This window comes from Streptosporangium sp. G11 (genome assembly GCF_051192615.1).
GTDB lineage: Bacteria > Actinomycetota > Actinomycetes > Streptosporangiales > Streptosporangiaceae > Streptosporangium.
Genome location: NZ_JBPJUQ010000027.1, coordinates 25,995 through 44,558 on the forward strand (window position 1 = coordinate 25,995; position 18,564 = coordinate 44,558).

The 18,564-nt window shown below is 72.0% G+C and carries 17 protein-coding genes; 6 read left to right on the forward strand and 11 right to left on the reverse strand.

Annotated elements, in window-relative coordinates:
• Positions 1-104 precede the first annotated feature (104 nt).
• The 5 genes from ccsA to ACSDR0_RS24185 are packed head-to-tail and all read right to left on the reverse strand — an operon-like array spanning position 105 to position 4,654.
• Positions 105-1,067 (reverse strand): cytochrome c biogenesis protein CcsA, encoded by a 963-nt coding sequence (ccsA, locus tag ACSDR0_RS24165; protein ID WP_435291149.1) that lies wholly within the window; start codon positions 1,065-1,067, stop codon positions 105-107.
• The gene (gene resB, locus ACSDR0_RS24170) at positions 1,057-2,628 is read right to left on the reverse strand and encodes a cytochrome c biogenesis protein ResB (RefSeq protein WP_435291150.1); all 1,572 of its coding nucleotides are present in this window, start codon (positions 2,626-2,628) and stop codon (positions 1,057-1,059) included. Before resB ends, ccsA begins: the two co-directional genes overlap by 11 nt.
• Complete coding sequence (locus ACSDR0_RS24175; RefSeq protein WP_435291151.1) at positions 2,628-3,362, reverse strand: cytochrome c biogenesis CcdA family protein; 735 nt, start codon at positions 3,360-3,362, stop codon at positions 2,628-2,630. Before ACSDR0_RS24175 ends, resB begins: the two co-directional genes overlap by 1 nt.
• A gap of 27 nt (positions 3,363-3,389) precedes the next feature.
• Positions 3,390-3,959 (reverse strand): TlpA family protein disulfide reductase, encoded by a 570-nt coding sequence (locus tag ACSDR0_RS24180; protein WP_435291152.1) that lies wholly within the window; start codon positions 3,957-3,959, stop codon positions 3,390-3,392.
• A 56-nt stretch (positions 3,960-4,015) separates the two neighbouring features.
• Positions 4,016-4,654, reverse strand: a complete 639-nt coding sequence (locus tag ACSDR0_RS24185) for a histidine phosphatase family protein (RefSeq protein WP_435291153.1) — start codon at positions 4,652-4,654, stop codon at positions 4,016-4,018.
• An 85-nt stretch (positions 4,655-4,739) separates the two neighbouring features.
• On the opposite strand from ACSDR0_RS24185, the gene ACSDR0_RS24190 reads away from it, so the two are divergent.
• Positions 4,740-5,606, forward strand: coding sequence for an EamA family transporter (locus tag ACSDR0_RS24190; RefSeq protein WP_435291154.1), 867 nt, complete (start codon positions 4,740-4,742; stop codon positions 5,604-5,606).
• Between the two features lie 42 nt (positions 5,607-5,648).
• Here the strand turns inward: ACSDR0_RS24190 and ACSDR0_RS24195 are convergent, their stop codons facing one another.
• Positions 5,649-6,626: a LysR family transcriptional regulator gene (locus ACSDR0_RS24195; RefSeq protein ID WP_435291155.1), complete on the reverse strand. Its 978-nt coding sequence runs from the start codon at positions 6,624-6,626 to the stop codon at positions 5,649-5,651.
• Between the two features lie 74 nt (positions 6,627-6,700).
• Between ACSDR0_RS24195 and ACSDR0_RS24200 the strand changes: the two genes are divergently transcribed.
• On the forward strand, positions 6,701-7,612 hold the full coding sequence (locus ACSDR0_RS24200; RefSeq protein ID WP_435291156.1) for an EamA family transporter: 912 nt from the start codon (positions 6,701-6,703) through the stop codon (positions 7,610-7,612).
• A gap of 47 nt (positions 7,613-7,659) precedes the next feature.
• Positions 7,660-7,902 (forward strand): hypothetical protein, encoded by a 243-nt coding sequence (locus tag ACSDR0_RS24205; RefSeq protein WP_435291157.1) that lies wholly within the window; start codon positions 7,660-7,662, stop codon positions 7,900-7,902.
• A gap of 404 nt (positions 7,903-8,306) precedes the next feature.
• On the opposite strand, the gene hemL is transcribed toward ACSDR0_RS24205, so the two are convergent.
• The gene (gene hemL, locus ACSDR0_RS24210) at positions 8,307-9,605 is read right to left on the reverse strand and encodes a glutamate-1-semialdehyde 2,1-aminomutase (RefSeq protein ID WP_435291158.1); all 1,299 of its coding nucleotides are present in this window, start codon (positions 9,603-9,605) and stop codon (positions 8,307-8,309) included.
• Positions 9,606-9,783: 178 nt separating this feature from the next.
• On the opposite strand from hemL, the gene ACSDR0_RS24215 reads away from it, so the two are divergent.
• The 3 genes from ACSDR0_RS24215 to ACSDR0_RS24225 all read left to right on the forward strand — a co-directional run bounded on the left by ACSDR0_RS24215 (position 9,784) and on the right by ACSDR0_RS24225 (position 13,960).
• Positions 9,784-11,115, forward strand: a complete 1,332-nt coding sequence (locus ACSDR0_RS24215; RefSeq protein ID WP_435291159.1) for a sensor histidine kinase — start codon at positions 9,784-9,786, stop codon at positions 11,113-11,115.
• A gap of 131 nt (positions 11,116-11,246) precedes the next feature.
• Complete coding sequence (locus ACSDR0_RS24220) at positions 11,247-13,322, forward strand: sensor histidine kinase (RefSeq protein WP_435291160.1); 2,076 nt, start codon at positions 11,247-11,249, stop codon at positions 13,320-13,322.
• On the forward strand, positions 13,319-13,960 hold the full coding sequence (locus ACSDR0_RS24225) for a response regulator (RefSeq protein WP_435291161.1): 642 nt from the start codon (positions 13,319-13,321) through the stop codon (positions 13,958-13,960). The genes ACSDR0_RS24220 and ACSDR0_RS24225 overlap by 4 nt, the downstream gene beginning before the upstream one ends.
• 81 nt (positions 13,961-14,041) lie before the next feature.
• Here ACSDR0_RS24225 and ACSDR0_RS24230 read toward each other — a convergent pair whose 3' ends face one another.
• From ACSDR0_RS24230 to hemC, 4 genes are all read right to left on the reverse strand, one after another.
• Positions 14,042-14,683 carry a bifunctional DNA primase/polymerase gene (locus ACSDR0_RS24230; protein WP_435291162.1) on the reverse strand — a complete coding sequence of 214 codons (642 nt, stop codon included), beginning with the start codon at positions 14,681-14,683 and terminating at the stop codon, positions 14,042-14,044.
• 191 nt (positions 14,684-14,874) lie between these two features.
• Complete coding sequence (gene hemB, locus ACSDR0_RS24235) at positions 14,875-15,861, reverse strand: porphobilinogen synthase (RefSeq protein ID WP_435291163.1); 987 nt, start codon at positions 15,859-15,861, stop codon at positions 14,875-14,877.
• A 245-nt stretch (positions 15,862-16,106) separates the two neighbouring features.
• Positions 16,107-17,687 carry a uroporphyrinogen-III synthase gene (locus tag ACSDR0_RS24240; protein WP_435291164.1) on the reverse strand — a complete coding sequence of 527 codons (1,581 nt, stop codon included), beginning with the start codon at positions 17,685-17,687 and terminating at the stop codon, positions 16,107-16,109.
• The gene (hemC, locus tag ACSDR0_RS24245) at positions 17,684-18,556 is read right to left on the reverse strand and encodes a hydroxymethylbilane synthase (protein WP_435291165.1); all 873 of its coding nucleotides are present in this window, start codon (positions 18,554-18,556) and stop codon (positions 17,684-17,686) included. Before hemC ends, ACSDR0_RS24240 begins: the two co-directional genes overlap by 4 nt.
• Between the last annotated feature and the right edge of the window lie 8 nt (positions 18,557-18,564).

Sequence of the window (18,564 nt, forward strand, 5' to 3'; positions counted from 1 at the left end):
CCGCCGGGAATCCGGCGTGGAAATCAGCGGAAACCCCGGCCTGAGAATTCGGCCGGGAATTTCCGCTGTGAAAATTCAGCGAGAGGAAATCTCGGTGTCGAGAATCAGCGGGGAACCTCGGCGTAAGAGTGCAGGCCCCCGAGGAAAATGTTCACGCCGACCAGGTTGAACAGCAGGCAGGCGAAGGCGACGAGTTGCACGATCATGGCCGCCTTGCCCTTCCATCCCGCGGTGGCCCTGGCGTGCAGGTAGGCGGCGTAGGCGATCCAGGTGATGAACGCCCAGATCTCCTTGGGGTCCCAGCCCCAGTAACGGCCCCACGCCTTGTCCGCCCAGAGCGCCCCGGCGATGACGGCGAAGGTCCAGATCGGGAAGCCGATCACGATGGCCCGGTGCGCGACCCGCTCCAGATCCCGCCGGGACGGCAGCCGGACCGCGCTGTCCTTCCTGACCAGATAGAGGATGCCGGAGACCCCGGCCACGATGAACAGCCCGCTGGCGACGATCGCCGCCGACACGTGGATCGCGACCCAGTACGAGTTCAGCGCGGGCACCACGGGACCGGCCTGCACGTGCAGGTACCGGACGGCGAAACCGAGGCCCAGGGCCGCGGCGACCGTGACGAACGCGCCCAGGAAACGGACCGGGTAGCGGAGCTGCATGAACAGGAACGCGCTCACCGCCGCGAAGCACATGGCGACCACGAACTCGTACATGTTGCCCCACGGCCACCGGTCCACGGCCAGTCCCCTGGTGAGGAGGGAGGCGAGGTTCGCGGCCCAGCCGAGCCAGCTCAGCCCGACACCCACCGGCCCCGCCCACACCGCCCAGGCGGGCGGCGTCCTGTCGGCGGGACCGGCGTCCTCGGCGGGAGCGGGCTCCGCGCTCTCGGGAGCGGCGCCGACGGTGGCGAGAACGGGCCGGGCCGCGCGCGCCGACGCCCCCGCGGACCGGCCGAAGGCCAGGTCGAGGGCGTAAGCGATCATTGCGGAGACGTAGAGCAGCACCGTCGCCAAGATGAGCTGGTCGCTCAACGTGGCGAGGCCGGCGTCAACCTCAGCGGACATCCTTCACTCCTGAATCGGGAACTCCTGGGTTCAAAGCGGAGACGATCTCGGCGAACTCCTCGCTGAAATCGCCCCCCTCGGTGCGCGTGAGGCCGCCCGCCTCGACCTGGCGGTTCTCGTGGATCCGCACCCACACCCTGCGGCGGCGGACGGTCAGGGTCAGCACGAGGCCGACGACGGCGAGGACCGAGGCCACGAACGCGGGCATCCGGCCCGGGTCGTGGGCGATCTGCAGGGCGATCCACTCCCTGACGCCGGTGAACTCGATCGAGCCCGCGCCGTTCGGGAGCGTGAGCTTCTTGCCGACCGCCAGCGGGTCGGCCTTCATGACCAGTGGCTTCATCTTCTTCAGGCTCGCCGGGTCGAGCTCGTAGACCGACTGCGGCCGGCCGTCCTTCAGGCCCAGGTCACCGGCGAAGGCGCCGTACACCTGGGCGGTGGGGTTGGCCGCGCCGGGGAAGACCGACACCCACTCGGCGCCCATCGGGACGGTCGTCGGCAGGAAGCCGACGAGGATGCCGAGCTGCTCGGGCTGCGCGTCCGGGACCTTGATCACGCACTCGGAGGTGAAGGTGGCGGGCTGGACGACCAGGCAGGGCACCGGCCCGTCGAAGGCGACCTGGCCCTTGCCGTCGGTGATCCTGAAGGTCGGCGCGTAGCCGTGGTCGATCAGGTAGCTCAGCGTGCCGTTGACGTCCAGCGGCTCGTTGACCTTCAAAACGTAGTCGCGCGGAGCGGCGCCAGGGACGTCCTCGACCTTGAGCCTGGCCTCGTAGTCGAGGGCCTGCCCCGCCTTCTCGCCCTTCGCGATGTAGGTCGCCTGGAAGTCGTCGACGGTGAAGGAGAACGGCTCCAGCGACTCGGCGTTCACCTGCGGGCCGGGCATGTAGCGGTCGTAGGCCGCGACCGTGTTGGCGAACCCCTCGCCCTCCACGACCAGCACGTTGCCCCGGTAGCCGTACAGCGCCCCGGCCCCGACCGCGACCAGCAGGCCGAGCAGGGCCACGTGGAACAGCAGGTTGCCGGTCTCGCGCAGGTAGCCCTTCTCCCCGGCGACCCAGCCGGGACCGGTGGTCACCCGGAACCGCCTGGCGCGCAGCCTCGCGGCGGCCTCCTCGACGGTCAGATCGGCCTCGAAGGAGGCGTGCTGCGGCAGCCTGCCCAGGTTGCGCGGCGCCGCGGGCGGCTTCCTGCGCAGCTCCCGCAGATGGGTCGCGGTACGGGGGAGCACACAGCCGATCAGGGACACGAACAGCAGAAGGTAGATCGCGGCGAACCAGGGCGCCTTGAACACGTCGAACAGCCAGAACCTGTCCAGCCACTCGGCGAGCCGGGGACTGTCCTCGAAGTACTGGAAGACCTTGGCGTCGGAGACGCCGCGCTGCGGCCAGATCGAGCCGGGAATGGAGCCCAGGGCGAACAGGAACAGCAGGATCAGCGCGGTCCGCATCGAGGTGAGCGTCCGCCAGAACCAGCGTGCCCACCCCACGACCCCGAAGCCCGTGGGCCGCCGCGCCTCGCTCACCGCTCGCTCCCCCGTCCCCGGGTCGACGTACACCATCAGATCACCGGCTCGAATCCGCCGACCCAGCCCTGCGTCATCGCGACGAGCTGCTCCCAGAGCCCGGTGACGAGCAGTACGCCGACGACGACGAGCATGACGCCGCCCGCCCGCGTGATCAGCTGCGAGTGCCGGCGCACCGCCTTGAACGTCCTCAGTGCCCTGCTGTACGCCAGACCGGCCGCCACGAACGGCAGGCCGAGGCCGAGCGCGTACGCGAAGGCGAGTATCGCGCCACGACCGGCGCTGCCCTCGTTCAGGCCGAGGGTGAGCACGACCCCGAGGGTGGGGCCGATGCAGGGGGTCCAGCCCAGGCCGAACACCAGGCCGAGCAGGGGTGCCCCGGCCAGGCCGGCGGCCGGGAGCCGGTGGATGCGGAAGTCACGCTGCAGGCCGGGGACGGCCCCCATGAAGGCCAGGCCGAGCACGATCGTGAGGGCGCCCAGCACCCGCGTGATGATCCCGGCGTTGCCGAACAGGGCCGCGCCGAGGCCGCCGAAGAGCGCTCCCCCGGCCACGAACACGGAGGCGAAGCCGAGCACGAACAGCACGATGCCCGCGACCATGCGCCCCCGCCTGGGGTCGGCGCTCATGCCGGTCACGTACGAGAGGTAGCCGGGGACCAGTGGCAGCACGCACGGCGACAGGAACGACACCAGCCCGGCCGCGACCGCGATCGGCAGCGCCAGCGCCAGCGAGCCGCTCGCGACGGTGCCCACGAGGTCGGCGCTCATGACGGCTCCGGCCGTCGCCCCGAGCCGTTATCTCTCATCGCCGACCTTGGTCACGGCGTCGAGGAGGTCGTTGTACTTGACCGCGCCGAGGGCCCTGGCGGCGATCCGGCCCTGGCGGTCGATGATCAGGGTCGAGGGGATGGCCGCGGGCGGGACCGTGCCCTGGAAGGAGAGCGCGACCTTGCCCGGCTGGTCGAAGATGCTCGGGTAACCCGACTTGTGGCTGCGTTCGAAGGCGAGCGCGTCGGCCTTACGGTCCTTGAAGTCGATGCCGAGGAACTCCACGCCGTCCGCCTTCGTCTTGGCGGAGATGTCCTTGAGCACCGGCGCCTCGGCCCGGCAGGGCGCGCACCAGGAGGCCCAGAAGTTGATCACCACGATCTTGCCCTTGTGGGCCGCGAGGGTCGCGGTGCCCCCGTCGAGGGTCTCCCCCTCCACCTGCGGGGCGACCTTGCGGTCGGCGGCCTGGAACAGGGTGATCCTGCCGTCACCCGCCACGAAGCGGGTGTCGCCGGTCTGCGGCTGCGACCCCTGGTTTCCGGCGCATCCGGCCACGGCGATGAGAAGCACGGCGGCGGCGAAGGATTGTGCGCGCATGGGTGACGGAGGCTCCCTGTACTACAACCGGTAGAGCAATCACTGTACCGGCGAGGTCAGGCGCCCGGCACAGTGGGGCGTTTGACGAGCGCCGCCGCGGGCTCGCTGTATCCGACGCTGATCAGGCGGTCTCCCTCGAAGGAGAAGCTCGTGAGGCTGGCGAGCCCGCACTGCCTGCGGCGCGGGTCGTGCGGCAGGCGCCTGCCCTCGGCGGCGAGCCTGATGGTCCAGATCGGGAGCTGGTGGCTGACCATGATCGCCTCATGGCCGCGCGCCGCGTCGCGGGCGGCGTCGATCGCGGCCCTCATCCGGCGGACCAGGTGGGTGTAGCGCTCCCCCCAGGAGGGGCGGAGCGGGTTCCACAGGTAGCGGTAGAAGCGCGGGTTGCGGAAGAGCCCGTCGCCCCTGCCGAGGGAGAGGCCCTCGAAGATGTTCTCCGCCTCGATGAGCCGCTCGTCGATCGTGACGCCCAGGTCGAAGGTCGCGGCGAACGGGGCGGCCGTCTCCTGGGCCCGCTCCAGCGGGGAGGAGAACAGCGCGGTGACGTCACGTCCGGCCACCGTCTTGGCCACCGTCTCGGCCATCTGTCTGCCGTTCTCGGAGAGGTGGTAGTCGGGAAGCCTGCCGTACAGGACGTTATCGGGGTTGTGCACCTCACCGTGGCGCAGGAGGTGAACGACGGTCGTCTCAGCCATGGTCCCGCCAGCCTACCGACAGGTAGGGGTTGGTAGCCGTGCAGGTGGGCCACTTGGGCCGGAGGAGGCAGGATAAGGTCACCGCGTGGGCCCCCTCGCGCTCGCCCTCGTCCTCGCCTCCGCCGTCGCCCACGCCTGCTGGAACCTGATGAGCAAGCAGGCGGCCAAGGCCGACGGCGTCGTCTTCGTCTGGATGGTGGCCGCCGCCTCCGCGCTCGTCTGGACCCCGGTCGCGGCGGGCTATCTCCTCCTCGGCGGCACCGGCCCCTCCTGGGCCGACCTCGGGGTGATCTCCGCGAGCACCACGCTGCACCTGGGCTACTTCATGCTGCTCCAGCGCGGCTACCGGCACGGCGACCTGTCGATGGTGTACCCGATCGCCCGCGGTACCGGGCCGCTGCTGGCCAGCCTGATCGCCGTCCTGTTCCTGGGCGAGCGGCCGGGTCCGGTCGGCATCGCGGGAATCCTGCTGGTCGGGGTGGGCGTCCTCCTGCTCGGCGCGGCGCGCAGGCCCAGCCGCCAGGACCTGGGCGGGATCGGGTTCGGGCTGGCCACCGGGGTGTTCATCGCGGCGTACACCGTCTGGGACAAGCAGGTCGTGAGCGCCTTCGCGGTCGCGCCGATCCTGCTCAACTACGGCGGCGACCTCAGTCGCGCCCTGGTCCTGACCTCGCCGGTGCTCGGCTCCCGCCGCAGGGGCCTGGTCCTGCCCATCTGGCGCGAGCACCGGGCGCGGGTGCTGGGCGCGGCGGTGCTGATGCCGCTCTCCTACCTCCTGGCGCTGACCGCGTTCACGTTCTCGCCGATCAGCGTGGTGGCCCCGGTACGGGAGGTCAGCGTGCTCGTGGCGGTGGTGCTCGGCGGCAGGCTGCTGGCCGAGGGCGACCTGACCCGGCGGCTGCTGGCCGCCTGCGTCATCGTCGGCGGCGTGGTGACGATCGCCCTCAGCTAGGGCGCCGGACACCGGCCTCGACACCAGGAGCCACCGGAGACGTCACCCGGAACCACCGGGACCGCCCGGAGCCACCGGGGGAGCCATCATCGGAGCGGCCACCGGCTCGGACACGGGGCCGCGGAAGTCGGCGGAGACGGCCTTGAGCGCCTCGACCGCGGCGCGGATGGCCGGGCGGCGGGCGGCGTCGCTCCGCCAGAGCGCGTAGATCCTGCGCGTCGGGCGCGATCGGATCGGGACGACCCGTACCCCCGGCAGGACGAAGTCGCGGCCCAGCCGGGGGATGATGGCGCACCCCTGCTCCGCCGCGACGAGGGCCATCTGGGTCGGATACTCGTCCGCCATGCAGGTGATCTCCGGCTCCAGCTCGGCCGAGCGCAGCGTGTAGACGAGCCAGTCGTGGCAGACCGTGCCCGGTGAGGAGCTGATCCACTGCTCCCCGGACAGCTCGGCGAGCTCGATCTCGGCACGAGTCGCCAGCGGGTGGGACGCGGGCAGGATCACGTCGGCGATGTCGTCGAAGAGCGTGGCCCGCGACAGCCCCTCGGGGATCGCCACCGGACGGTTCATCCAGTCCTGGATCACCGCGAGGTCGAGCTCGCCCCTGGCCACCTCGCGGACCTGCCGCTCCGGCTCGCGTTCCATGAGCTGGAGGCGCAGGTCGGGGTGGCGCGTGCGCAGCAGGGCGAGCGCGGCGGGCATCAGGCCCCGGGCCGCCGTGGGGAAGGCGCCTATGCTCAGCCGCCCCACGACCGCGCCCCGCAGCGCCTCGAAGTCGGCCTCCGCCGTCTCGACCAGCGCGAGGATGCGCTCGGCGTGGTCGGCGAGCAGCCCGGCCGCGTCGGTCAGCCGCACCCCGCGCCCGTTGCGCTCCAGCAGGGTCGCGCCCGTCTCCCGCTCCAGCTTGGCCAGCTGCTGGGAGACCGCCGAGGGGGTCACCATGAGCGCCTCGGCCGCCGCGCCCACCGAACCGTAGACGGAGACCGCGTGCAGGGCCTTGAGCCGGTTGAGATCCAACATGTAAGCAATCCTAAACGGCACTGACCAGAAAGTCTCACTTGTGCTGAAATATCGTTGAAAACGATGATGCCTGCATGCGTACCCGGCATCTCCTCCTCGCCATCGGCCTCGCCGCCATGTGGGGCTTCAACTTCGTGGTCATGGAGGCCGGGCTCCGGCACTTCCCCCCGCTGTTCTACGTGGCGCTGCGCTTCCTCCTGGCCGCCTTCCCCGCCGTACTGCTCGTCGGCGGCCCCGGGGTGCCCTGGCGGAAGGTGCTCGTGGCCGGGGCCACGCTCGGCATCGGGCAGTACACCCTGCTGCTGATGGGCATGCGGGCGGGCATGCCCGCCGGGCTGACCTCGCTCGTCGTCCAGATCCAGGCGGTCTTCACCGCCGTCCTGGCGGTCGCCCTGCTGGAGGAGCGGCCCACCCGGCGGCGGATCACCGGCATGGCGGTCGCGCTCGCCGGTCTGGCGCTGATCGCCGCCGACCTGGGCACCGGCGGCCCCATCGGCGCGTTCCTGCTGGTCGTCGGCGCGGCGTTCTTCTGGAGCGCGGGCAACATCGCGATCAGGAACGCCGCGCCGCCCGACTCGTTCCGCTTCATGGTCTGGATCTGCGGGGTCGCGGCCATCCCCATGATGGCCCTGGCCCTGCTGGTGGAGGGCGTGCCCCGCCTGGAGTTCTCGGTGGAGGGCGGCCTGTCGGTGATCTACGTGTCGCTGATCGCCACCCTCGGCGGCTTCGGCATCTGGGGCTTCCTGCTCAAGCGCTACGACGCCTCGGTCGTCGCCCCGTCGGCCCTGCTCATCCCGCTCTTCGGCCTGACCTCCGCCGCCCTGTTCGCCGGAGAGCCGCTCTCCCCCGCCAAACTCGCCGCCGCCGCCCTGATCCTTTCCGGAGTCCTCTACGCGAGCACCCGCGCCCGCCTTCTCCCTGCTTCGGCGTCCGCTCCTTCCGTTCAGGCCGAAACGGGAGAGAATAAAATGAGGCAACGGAGATGATCTGAATGAACACATCGAGTGACGGAGACGACGTTACGGTGACCGACGTGAGCGCCGCACTCGACTACTGGCCCTCCCCACCCCCGTGGAGATGGACCGCCGACGACCTCGACAACCTCCCCGCGGAGGGACCGAACGGCGAACCCGACTTCTTCAAGCACGTCGAACTCATCGATGGAGCTCTCGACCCCGCCACCCACGCGTACGCTCTCACCGGCATCCACCACGACCGGCTGACCGTCCCGGTGCCCTTCCCGATCACCATCGACCTCGGCGACCTGCTCCGGTAGGGCCCCATGAGCCTCGTACGGCGAGCGCCCCCGCGCTCCTTTCCGCACGGGCGCTTCAGCTACGGCGCTCGACCGCCAACGGTCCCGTACGGATCGCTTCAGCGTCCCGGAGCACGCTGGGCGGCCGGAAAGGAAGCGACCACGCTCCGCGGGGCGACGGCCGGGCAGACCGTGCGCGGAGATGGGTGGGTGTTCCGGGCGGCTTACAGAAATCCGCGACCAGCGCGCCCGCCAGACCGGAAGCCTGACACACCGGACCGCCACCAACGACGGCCGCCCGGAACACCCGCCCACCGGAGCGCGAACACACCCGGCACCTACCGAAGCATGAACACACCTGGCACGCTCAACCGATACCCACCGGCCGGGAAGCCCGCGAACGGCCACCGGAACGCGAAGCCCCGCTAGACGGAAACCTGGGCGGCCGCCTTGGCCGCGACCGGAAGGGCCTCGGCGATGCGGGAGAGGGCCTCGTCGTCGTGGGCCGAGGACAGGAACCACGCCTCGTACGCCGACGGCGGCAGATAGACGCCCTGGTCGAGCATGGCGTGGAAGAACGCCCGGTAGGCGGCGGTGTTCTGCTTCTGGGCGGTGGCGAAGTCGGTGACCCGCTCGTCGGTGAAGAAGATGGAGAACAGGCTCCCGGCACGCTGCAGACGGTGCGGCACCCCGGCCGCGGCCAGGGCGTCGGCGACGGCGCGGCCGATGACCAGGGCCGCGGCGTCGACCCGGTCGTAGACCCCCTCGTCGCAGGCGCGCAGGGTGGCCAGACCGGCCGCGCAGGCCAGCGGGTTTCCCGACAGGGTGCCCGCCTGGTAGACCGGTCCCTCCGGCGCGAGATGGGCCATCACGTCCGCGCGTCCGCCGAACGCGGCCGCGGGCAGGCCGCCGCCCATGACCTTGCCGAAGGTCATGAGGTCGGCGTCGACCGGGTCGAGGCCGTACCAGCCCGACTCCGACACCCGGAAGCCGGTGAGCACCTCGTCGACGATCAGCAGGGCGCCGTGCGCGGTGCACAGCTCGCGCAGCGCGGCGTTGAACCCCTCAAGCGGCGGGACCACGCCCATGTTGGCCGGACACGCCTCGGTGATCACGCACGCGATGTCGTCGCCGAAGGTCCGGAAGGCCTCCGTGACCGCCTCGACCGAGTTGTACGGCAGCACCACGGTGTCGGCGGCCGAGGCGCCGGTCACGCCCGGGGTGTCGGGCAGGCCGAAGGTCACCACGCCGGAACCGGCCGAGGCGAGCAGGGCGTCGACGTGGCCGTGGTAGCAGCCCGCGAACTTAACGATCTTGGACCGGCCGGTGAACCCGCGGGCCAGCCGCACGGCGGACATGGTGGCCTCGGTACCGGAGCTGACCAGGCGCACCTTCTCCACCGGCTCGACCCGGGCGACGATCTCCTCGGCGAGCTCGACCTCACCCGGTGTCGCCGTACCCAACGAGGTGCCGTCGCGCAGCGCCTCCTGCAGGGCCTCGATCACGGCCGGGTGCCGGTGGCCGAGGATCATCGGCCCCCACGAGCAGACCAGGTCGACGTAGCGGTTGCCGTCGACGTCGGTGATGTAGGGCCCCTGCCCCGAGGTCATGAAGCGCGGCGTGCCGCCGACGGCCCCGAAGGCTCGAACCGGGGAGTTGACGCCCCCGGGGACGATCTCACGTGCGCGGGCGAACAGGGCCTCGGAGTTCTCAGTACGGCTCACGCCCTCAAGGGTAGTCACCGTGGGACGCACCCCGTCGCCTCTCTCCCCGCTCTCCCCCCGCACCTCTGGCCGCGCCCGCTCCCCCCGGGCCACACCCGGCGGTGCCCGGACCGATGTCCTCCCAAAGCGGGACACCCGCCCCGGGACGGCGGGACATCATGTGAGGGATCCTTCGAGCATGGCAGTGACGACACCCCCTGCCCGGCGGCCGAAAGTCCGGCCTCCCGGCCTCCACGCCGTGATCAACGGCGCCCTGGTCTACGGCGCCCTGGCGGTGGTCACCGGCGGCACCTACTCCGGCCTGACCTGGCTGACCGGCACGCTGTCCGGCGGCCAGGACCCGGCGGCCGGGCTTGTCGCGGCACTGGCCGTGGGCGCGATCTTCCACCCGTCGCGGCTGCGGCTGCAGCGGGCGGTGGACCGGCTGCTCCGGGTCGAGCGCGACCCCTACCGGGTGGCCGACCGGCTGAGCCACACGCTGCAGGAGGCCGTCGACCCCGCCGAAGGGCTGGCCACCGCCGTGATACTGGTCCGCCAGGCGCTCCGCGCCGACGGCGTGGCCGTCGAGGTCCACGGAGGGACCGTACGGGACGGCGAGCTGGGGGAGCGGCCGGTCGAGACTCCGCTGATCTGGCACGGCGAACCGGTCGGGCGGCTGCTCAGCAGCGGCCCCGGCATCTCGCCGGACCTGCTGAACGTGCTGGCCCGGCATCTGGCCGAGCTGGCGCACGCCGTACGGCTCACCGCCGACCTGCGACGCTCCAGGGAGAACATCCTCACCAGCCGGGAGGAGGAGCGGCGCAGGCTCCGCCGCGACCTGCACGACGGGCTGGGGCCGACGCTGGCCAGCCTGGCGATGACCGTGGACGAGGCCAGGCTCCGGCTGGAGCGGGACCCCGAGGCCGTGGAAGAGCTGCTGATCCGCGTGCGCGACCAGATGGGCACCGCGATCATAGACGTCAGGGACCTGGTGTACGGCCTGCGCCCGCCCGCGCTGAACGACCTCGGCCTGGCCGGCTCACTGCGCTCGCTGGCCGACGCGCCGGGGCCGCGGGTGGACATCGCCCTCGCCGGCCCGCTGGGCGACGTACCCCCGGCGGTGGAGGTGGCGGCCTACCGGATCGCCCAGGAGGCTCTCACCAACGTCCGCCGCCACGCCCAGGCCACCACCGCCCTGGTACGGGTCGAAGTGGTCCGGCGCGGCGAGCCGACGGTCGCCGGAGACGGGCCCGGCAGTGCGGCGACGGGCGGCGGCGAGCCCCGTCCGGGTGGAGTCGCGGCCCACGGTCCCGGCGGGCCGGAAGGTGACACCGCGGTTACCGGAGGCGAGCTGCGGCTCTCGGTGGCCGACGACGGGATCGGCCTGCCGGAACGGATCCGCGGCGGCGTCGGCCTGGTCTCCATGCGCGAGCGGGCGGCGGAGGCGGGCGGCTCGTGCGCGATCGGGCCGCGGCCCGGCGGCGGCACGGAGGTCGTCGCCCGGCTTCCCCTCGGAACGGAGACGACATGACCTCTCTCGCGCACGCGCACGCCATGATCCCGCCCGTGGACGGAGCCCCCTTGCCCTCATCCATGAGCGAAGACGCCGCGACCTCCCCCACCCGCGCAGAGACCGGACCCCTCCCCACACTCACGGACGCCATGACCTTCCCGGTCCTCCCGGACGCCACGACCTCGCCCATGTCCTCGCCCATGTCCTCGTCCGTGGACATGGGCATGGGCATGGGCATGGGCACGGGTGGAGACGCCATGAAAGGCCGGCGCGGGACGGCACTGGCCGTCCTCGTCTGGACCGGCGCGGTGCTGGGGCCCGCGTGCAACGTCCTGGCGGTCCTGCTGGCCGAGCTGAGCGCCTCGACCTGGACCACCCCCTTCATCACCCTGGACCCGACCGTCATCCTGTTCCCCGCCGCCGGCGCGTTCCTCATCACGCGCCGGCCCGGACTGCTCGTCCCCTGGCTGCTGTGGGCCGGCGGGCTGGTCGGCGGCTTCTACTACCTGATCTTCAGTACCACCCACTGGCTCTACCTCACCGACCCCGGAGGGATCACCCTCTACGCGGGATGGCTGGCGCTGTGGCTGTGGCTGTGGCACGTTCCCGTGCTCACCTCGCTGCTGCCGCTGCTGTTCCCCGACGGCCGGCTGCCCTCCAGGCGGTGGCGGCCGGTCCTGTACGCCAACCTGGCCCTCATGGTCGGACACTCGCTGTTCCTGGGCCTGGCCCCGGATCCGGAGTTCGAGCTCCAGCTCCCGATCGCCAACCCCTTCGGCGTCGAGGCGCTGCGTGAGATCTCACCGCTCGTGGAGTCGTACATCGGCCCTCCGATGATGGTGCTCACCGCGCTCGGCGTGCTGTCCCTGGCCTTCCGCTACCGGGCGGGCGACACCGAGCTACGCCGCCAGATCGCCTGGTACGTCGCCGCGCTGGTGGTGCTCCTGGCCTCCTGGATCCTCAGGGTGACGACCGGCTCATGGCTGCTGGCGGCCATGGAGACCGTCTTCATAGCCGGACTCCCCCTGTCGATCATCGCGGCGGTGCTGCGCTACCGCCTCTACGGCATCGACGTCGTGCTCAACCGCGCGCTGGTCTACGGCTCCCTCGTCGCGGTCACCGGAGGGGTCTACTTCGGGCTGATCTGGGCGGCCGGCGCCCTGGCCAGCGACCTGGGGCAGGGCGCCCGGCTGGTCGCGGCGCTGGCCGTGGGCGGGGTCTTCCACCCGTTGCGGCTCCGCCTGCAGGGGGTGGTGGACCGGGTGTTCGCCGTCGAGCGCGACCCCTACTGGGTCGTCGGCCTGCTGGGCCGTACCGGACAGGGGGCGCAGGATCCGGCGGCGGCCCTCGACGAGGCCGTGGCCGCGATCCGCGAGGCGCTGGGAGCCACCGGGGTCGGCGTCGAGGTCCGCACCGGCCGGGGCGGCGCGGCGCGCGTGTTCACGTACGGGGAGCTGCGGCCCGGGGCGCGGGAGGTGCCGCTGTTCTGGCACGCGGAGTGGGTCGGAACCCTGCTGGTGTCGGGGGTCCGGCCCGGCCGCGAGCCGATGGCGGTGCTCTCCAGGCACCTCGCCGAGCTGGCGCACGCCGTCCGGCTCACCGCCGACCTGCACCGCTCCCGGGAGCGCATCCGGTCCACCCGCGACGAGGAGCGCCGCCGGCTGGGCAGGGAGCTGCACGACGGGCTCGGCCCGGCGCTGACCAGCGTCACGTTCATCCTTGACGAGGCGCGCAGGCGCCTCGACACCGACCCGCGGACCGTCGAGAAACTGCTGGTCAGGGTCCGTGAGGAGATGATCGCCACGATCGCGTCGGTCCGCGAGCTGGTGTACGGCCTGCGCCCGCCCGCGCTGGACGACCTCGGCCTGGAGGGCGCGCTGCGCGCCGCCGCGGGGGAGACCGCGGTGACGGTGGACGGCCCGCTGGACCACCTGCCCGCCGCCGTCGAGGTCGCCGCCTACCGCATCGCCCAGGAGGCGCTCACCAACGCCCGGCGGCACGCCGGCGCGGCCACCGTGCTCATCCGGCTGCGCCGCCTGCCGGGCGAGCTGCGCGTGGAGGTCACCGACGACGGGATCGGCCTGCCGGAGAACCCGGTCGCGGGCGTCGGGCTGATCTCGATGCGCGAGCGGGCCGCCGAGGTGGGAGGCTCGTGCGTGATCGGCCGCGGGCCGGGCGGCGGCACGAGGGTGACCGCCAGGTTGCCGGTGGAGGAGACCAAGTGATCACCGCACTGATCGTGGACGACCACCCGGTCTTCCGGCAGGGGCTCCGCGGCCTGCTCTCGGCCATGGACATCGAGGTCGTCGGGGAGGCCTCCGGTGGCCGGGAGGCCGCGGTGCTGGCCGCCGAGCTCCAGCCCGACGTGGTCGTGATGGACCTGCAGATGCCCGGCGGCAACGGCATCGAGGCGACCAGGACGATCATCAGGACCAGCCCGCGGATCGGGGTGCTGGTGCTGACCATGTTCCACGACGACGACTCGGTGTTCGCCGCCATGCGCGCCGGGGCGCGCGGCTATCTGCTCAAGGAGGCCGGTGCCGAGGAGATCGGCCGCGCCGTGCGCGCCGTCGCCGCGGGCGAGGCCATCTACGGCCCCGAGATCGCCCGTCGCGTCCTGGCCTACTTCACCGGCATGCCCGATCCGTCACGGACCGCCTTCCCCGAGCTCACCGAGCGGGAGCGGGAGGTGCTCGAACTGGTCGCCCGGGGCAGGGGCAACGGCGAGATCGCCGAAACCCTCTTCCTGTCCGGCAAGACCGTGCGCAACCACGTCTCCAACATCTTCATGAAGCTCCAGGTGGCCGACCGCGCCCAGGCGATCGTCCGTGCCCGCGAGGCCGGCCTGGGCGGCTCCCCGTGACCTGCCCGCCCCCGGCTCAGCACGGCCCGAAGAACCCTTGAAACGGCCCGGAGAACCTCGGAACGGCCCGGGGAGCACGGCTCACTCGCAGGTGTCGGCGAGCCAGTCGAGAACGCGGAGAGGGTCGGGCAGCGGACGTCCGTCGGGCGGGCGCAGCCACGAGCCGGACCCGCCGGTCGGCAGCAGCGAGGGCGGGGCGAGGACGTAGCTGTCACGGCAGTGCCAGCGCAGGCCGGGCATCTCGTCGATGGTGGACGGGCCGAAGTCGAGGGCGCAGGTCCACCACTCGTCCTCGTCGTCGGAGGCGTTCCTGGTGGCCACATAGAACAGGGCCCGGTCGCCGTTGACGGCGACCGGGCCCGAGGTGGCTCCCGCGGAGTCCATGTTCGCGAGGGTGGTGCGCCCCGCGGCGAGCGGTACGTCGAAGACGTCGAACACCCGCCCCGTGGGAAGGACCACGTTCGCCTCTGGCTCGTACCGCCACCAGTTGGTGAGCAGGGCCGGGTCGGTGGTGGCCTGCATCTGCCAGGCCCGCGAGAGCGGATGGGCTCCCGGGTCCGGACAGCCGACCCGGTCGCAGGAGCAGGAGCGCGAACCGCCCTTCAGCGGTCTCGCGCCGGGACAGCTCGCCCACCCCAGGGCGGCGTACTCCAGCACAGAGTTGATCATCTGCTTCGGATGGCCATGTCGTCTGCCTCGACGAACCATCGGTACCCCGACCATTGTGTCCTCCGTCGTCCGCGCATTCCGCGTGTCACCCGGATGCGATCGACCTGTCCACACTCTGGTCAGTGGAACGCCAAACACCCAGGGTTTACGCCACCTGGGACACATCCGCACCGGTTATCGCACTCTAACGCACACGCTTCTCCATCAAGCGACGAACCTCCAGTTCTCGGTACGTGCCGCCGGTCTCATCTCAGTTTCGCGGCCACCTCGGTCGCCCAGTAGGTGAGGATCATGTCTGCCCCCGCCCTGCGGATCGCGACCAGCGACTCCATGATCACCCGATCCCGGTCGACCCAGCCGTTCGCCGCCGCGGCCTCGACCATGGCGTACTCACCGCTGACCTGGTACGCCGCCACCGGCACGTCCACGGCGTCGCGCACCTGGCGCAGGATGTCGAGGTAGGCCAGCGCGGGCTTGACCATCACGGCGTCGGCCCCCTCGTCGAGGTCCAGCCGCACCTCGCGCAGCGCCTCGCCGATCGGTCCCGCCGCGTCCTGCTGGTAGGCGTTGCGGTCGCCGAACCGGGGAGCGCACTCGGCCGCCTCGCGGAACGGGCCGTAGAACGCCGAGGCGTACTTCACCGAGTACGCCATGATCGGGATCTGCTCGAAGCCGTCGCCGTCCAGGGCCGCCCTGATCGCCGCGACCTGGCCGTCCATCATGCCGCTGGGCGCGATGACCTGCGACCCGGCCCGCGCCTGGGCCACCGCCGAGGCCGCGTAGCGCTCCAGGGTGGCGTCGTTGTCGACCTCCCCGTCCGGGGTCAGGATGCCGCAGTGCCCGTGGTCGGTGAACTCGTCCAGGCAGGTGTCGGTCATCACGACCAGCGTGTCGCCCACGTCGGCGACCAGGTCGGCGACGGCGAGCTGGACGATTCCCTCCGGGTCGTCGGCCGCCGACCCCCGGCCGTCCTTCACCGAGGGGATGCCGAACAGGATCAGCCCGCCGACCCCGGCCTCGGCGGCCTCGTGGGCGGCCTTGCGCAGCGAGTCGCGGGTGTGCTGGAACACCCCGGGCATCGAGCCGATCGGATTCGGCTCGGTGATGCCCTCCTTCACGAACATCGGCAGCACCAGCTCCGCCGGGTGCAGTCGGGTTCCGGCGACCATCCGGCGCATCGACGCCGTACGACGGAGCCTGCGCGGGCGTGCGACAGGGAACTGGGCGGTCATGGTCTCTCCCCCTCTCCCCGGCCGGTAGGCGACTGCGGGCCGGAGGAGCTCGGTTGTGTGTTCCTGACTCGCCGCGCGGCGCGACGTGGTGCCGCTCAGCGACGTAATGCTGCCCGGCGCGACGTAGCGCCGCTCAGCGCGACCGCGGTGCCGGTCAGGTGCCGGTCACGGCCCGCGGCGCTCGCCGGGGCCGTCGAACGCGGCCCGCCCGCCCGTCGTGACGCGGGCGGCCGCCACTTCCAAGGTTACTTCGCGCGGCGCCGGGCACCCCGCCGGGTTTGCGAGGGCCTGCGGGGGGCGTCCCCCGCCATGACCGCGGCCTGTCTCTGCTTGGCACCATACTCCGCCAGCGCCGCCGCGAGGGCGGAAGCCGAAGGCTTGTCTGCCATGACGTCGACGCGGAGCCCGAACTCCTCGGCCGTCTTGGCGGTCTGCGGGCCGATCACGGCGATGACCGTGACGTTGTGCGGCTTGCCCGCGATGCCCACCAGATTGCGGACGGTGCTCGACGAGGTGAACAGCACCGCGTCGAACCCGCCTCCCTTGATGGCCTCGCGGGTCGGGGCGGGCGGCGGCGCGGCGCGGACGGTCCGGTAGGCGGTCACGTCGTCGCACTCCCAGCCGAGCTCGGTCAGCCCGGCCACGAGCGTCTCGGTCGCGATGTCGGCGCGCGGCAGCAGCACCCGGTTGATCGGGTCGAGCATCGAGTCGTACGGGGGCCACTCGGCCAGCAGGCCCTCCGACGACTGCTCGCCGGACGGCATCAGGTCGGGCTTGACGCCGAACTGCACCAGTGCCCGCGCGGTGCTGTCACCCACGGCCGCGACCTTGAGCCCGGCGAACGCGCGGGCGTCCAGGCCGTACTCCTCGAACTTCTCGCGCACGGCCTTGACCGCGTTCGCGCTGGTGAAGGCCACCCACTCGTAGCGTCCCGTGACCAGGCCCTTGATCGCGCGGTCCATCTGCTGCGGGGTGCGCGGCGGCTCGACGGAGATCGTGGGGACCTCCTCGGGCACCGCGCCGTACGAGCGCAGCTGCTCGACCAGGCTGGCCGACTGCTCCTTGGTCCTGGGCACGAGCACCCGCCAGCCGAACAGCGGCTTGGTCTCGAACCACGACAGCCGGTCGCGCATGCCGACGGCCTCACCGACCACGATCAGCGCGGGCTCGACCATCCCGGCGTGCTTGAGATCGGGCGCGAGCCGGCCCAGCGTGGTCACCACGGTGTGCTGCTCGGTGGTCGTGCCGGCGCTGCTGACCGCCACGGGTGTCGAGTCGGGACGGCCCGCCGCGATCAGCGCCTTGCCGATCGGGACGGCCTCGGCGACGCCGTTGTAGATCACCAGGGTGCCGGTTCCGGTGGCGTACGCGGACCAGTCGGTGATCTGGGTCGCGTCCACGACCCGGAACTCGGGCACCGACACCGCGGCGGGGATTCCCGCGTAGGTGAGCACCGCCGTCGCCGGCGGCACGCCGGGCACGATCTCGAAGTCCACCTCCGCCTTGGCACAGGCCGCGACCTCCTCGGTGATCGAGGAGAAGAACATCGGGTCGCCCGCGCACAGCCGCACGACGCCGCTGCCGCCCTTGGCGGCCTTCACGACCTTCAGCGAGACGGCGCCGTCCTCGGCCGCGTCGACGATCTCGACGTCCTCGCGGCAGTGGCGCAACAGCGGGCCGTATGCCTCCCGGTCGAGAATGACGACGTCCGCCCTGGCGAGCAGGTCGGCGCCGCGGAGCGTGAGCAGGCCCTCATCACCGGGACCGGCGCCGACGAAGGCGACGAATCCGGACGGGCGCTCGAAGGTGGCACTTCCGGAGCTCAATGTGCTCGCTCCCCTATCAACGTGCCGGCCCCTTCCGCGATCATCTCGGCCGCGAGGTCGCGGCCGAGATCCATCGGCGCGGAAGAGCTTCCGGCGGTGGACTTGCGCACCGCGCGCCTGCCGTCGACAGCGACGACAGCGGCGGTAAGGATCAGATCGTGCCCGTTCTCGACCGAGTACGCGCCCACCGGGGCGGCGCACCCCGCCTCCAGGGCGTTGAGCACCGCGCGCTCGGCGGTGACCGCGGCGCGGGTGCTCGCGTCGTCGAGCACGCTCAGCAGCTCGACCAGGTCGGCCCGGTCGGAGCGGCACTCCACGGCCAGCGCCCCCTGCCCGGGGGCGGGCAGCATCTCCTCGACCTCGAAGATCTGGGAGATCTCGGCGTCGCGGCCCAGCCGGCCGAGCCCGGCGGCGGCGAGCACGACGCCCTGCAATTGGCCGGAGGTCACCTTGCCGATGCGGGTGTCGGCGTTGCCGCGGATGGGCACGTATTCAAGATCAGGACGGATCATCCGGAGCTGGGCGATCCGGCGCGGGGAGCCCGTGCCGATCGTCGCGCCGGGCGGCAGGTCCGCCAGCTTGGCGACGCTCACCAGGGCGTCCCTGGGATCGTCGCGCGGCGGGATCGCCGCGATGACCACGCGCGGGTCGGGCGTGGTGGGCAGGTCCTTCAGCGAGTGCACCGCGAAGTCGATCGAGCCCTCGATCAGCTTGTCGCGCAGCGCGCTGACGAAGACCCCGGTACCGCCGAGTTGCGTGAGGTCGGCCTTGGTCACGTCGCCGAAGGTGGTGACGCCGACCAGCTCGACGGCCGTGCCGGTCAGCTCGGTGAGGCGGGTGGCGACCAGGCCCGACTGCGTCGTCGCCATGACGCTCC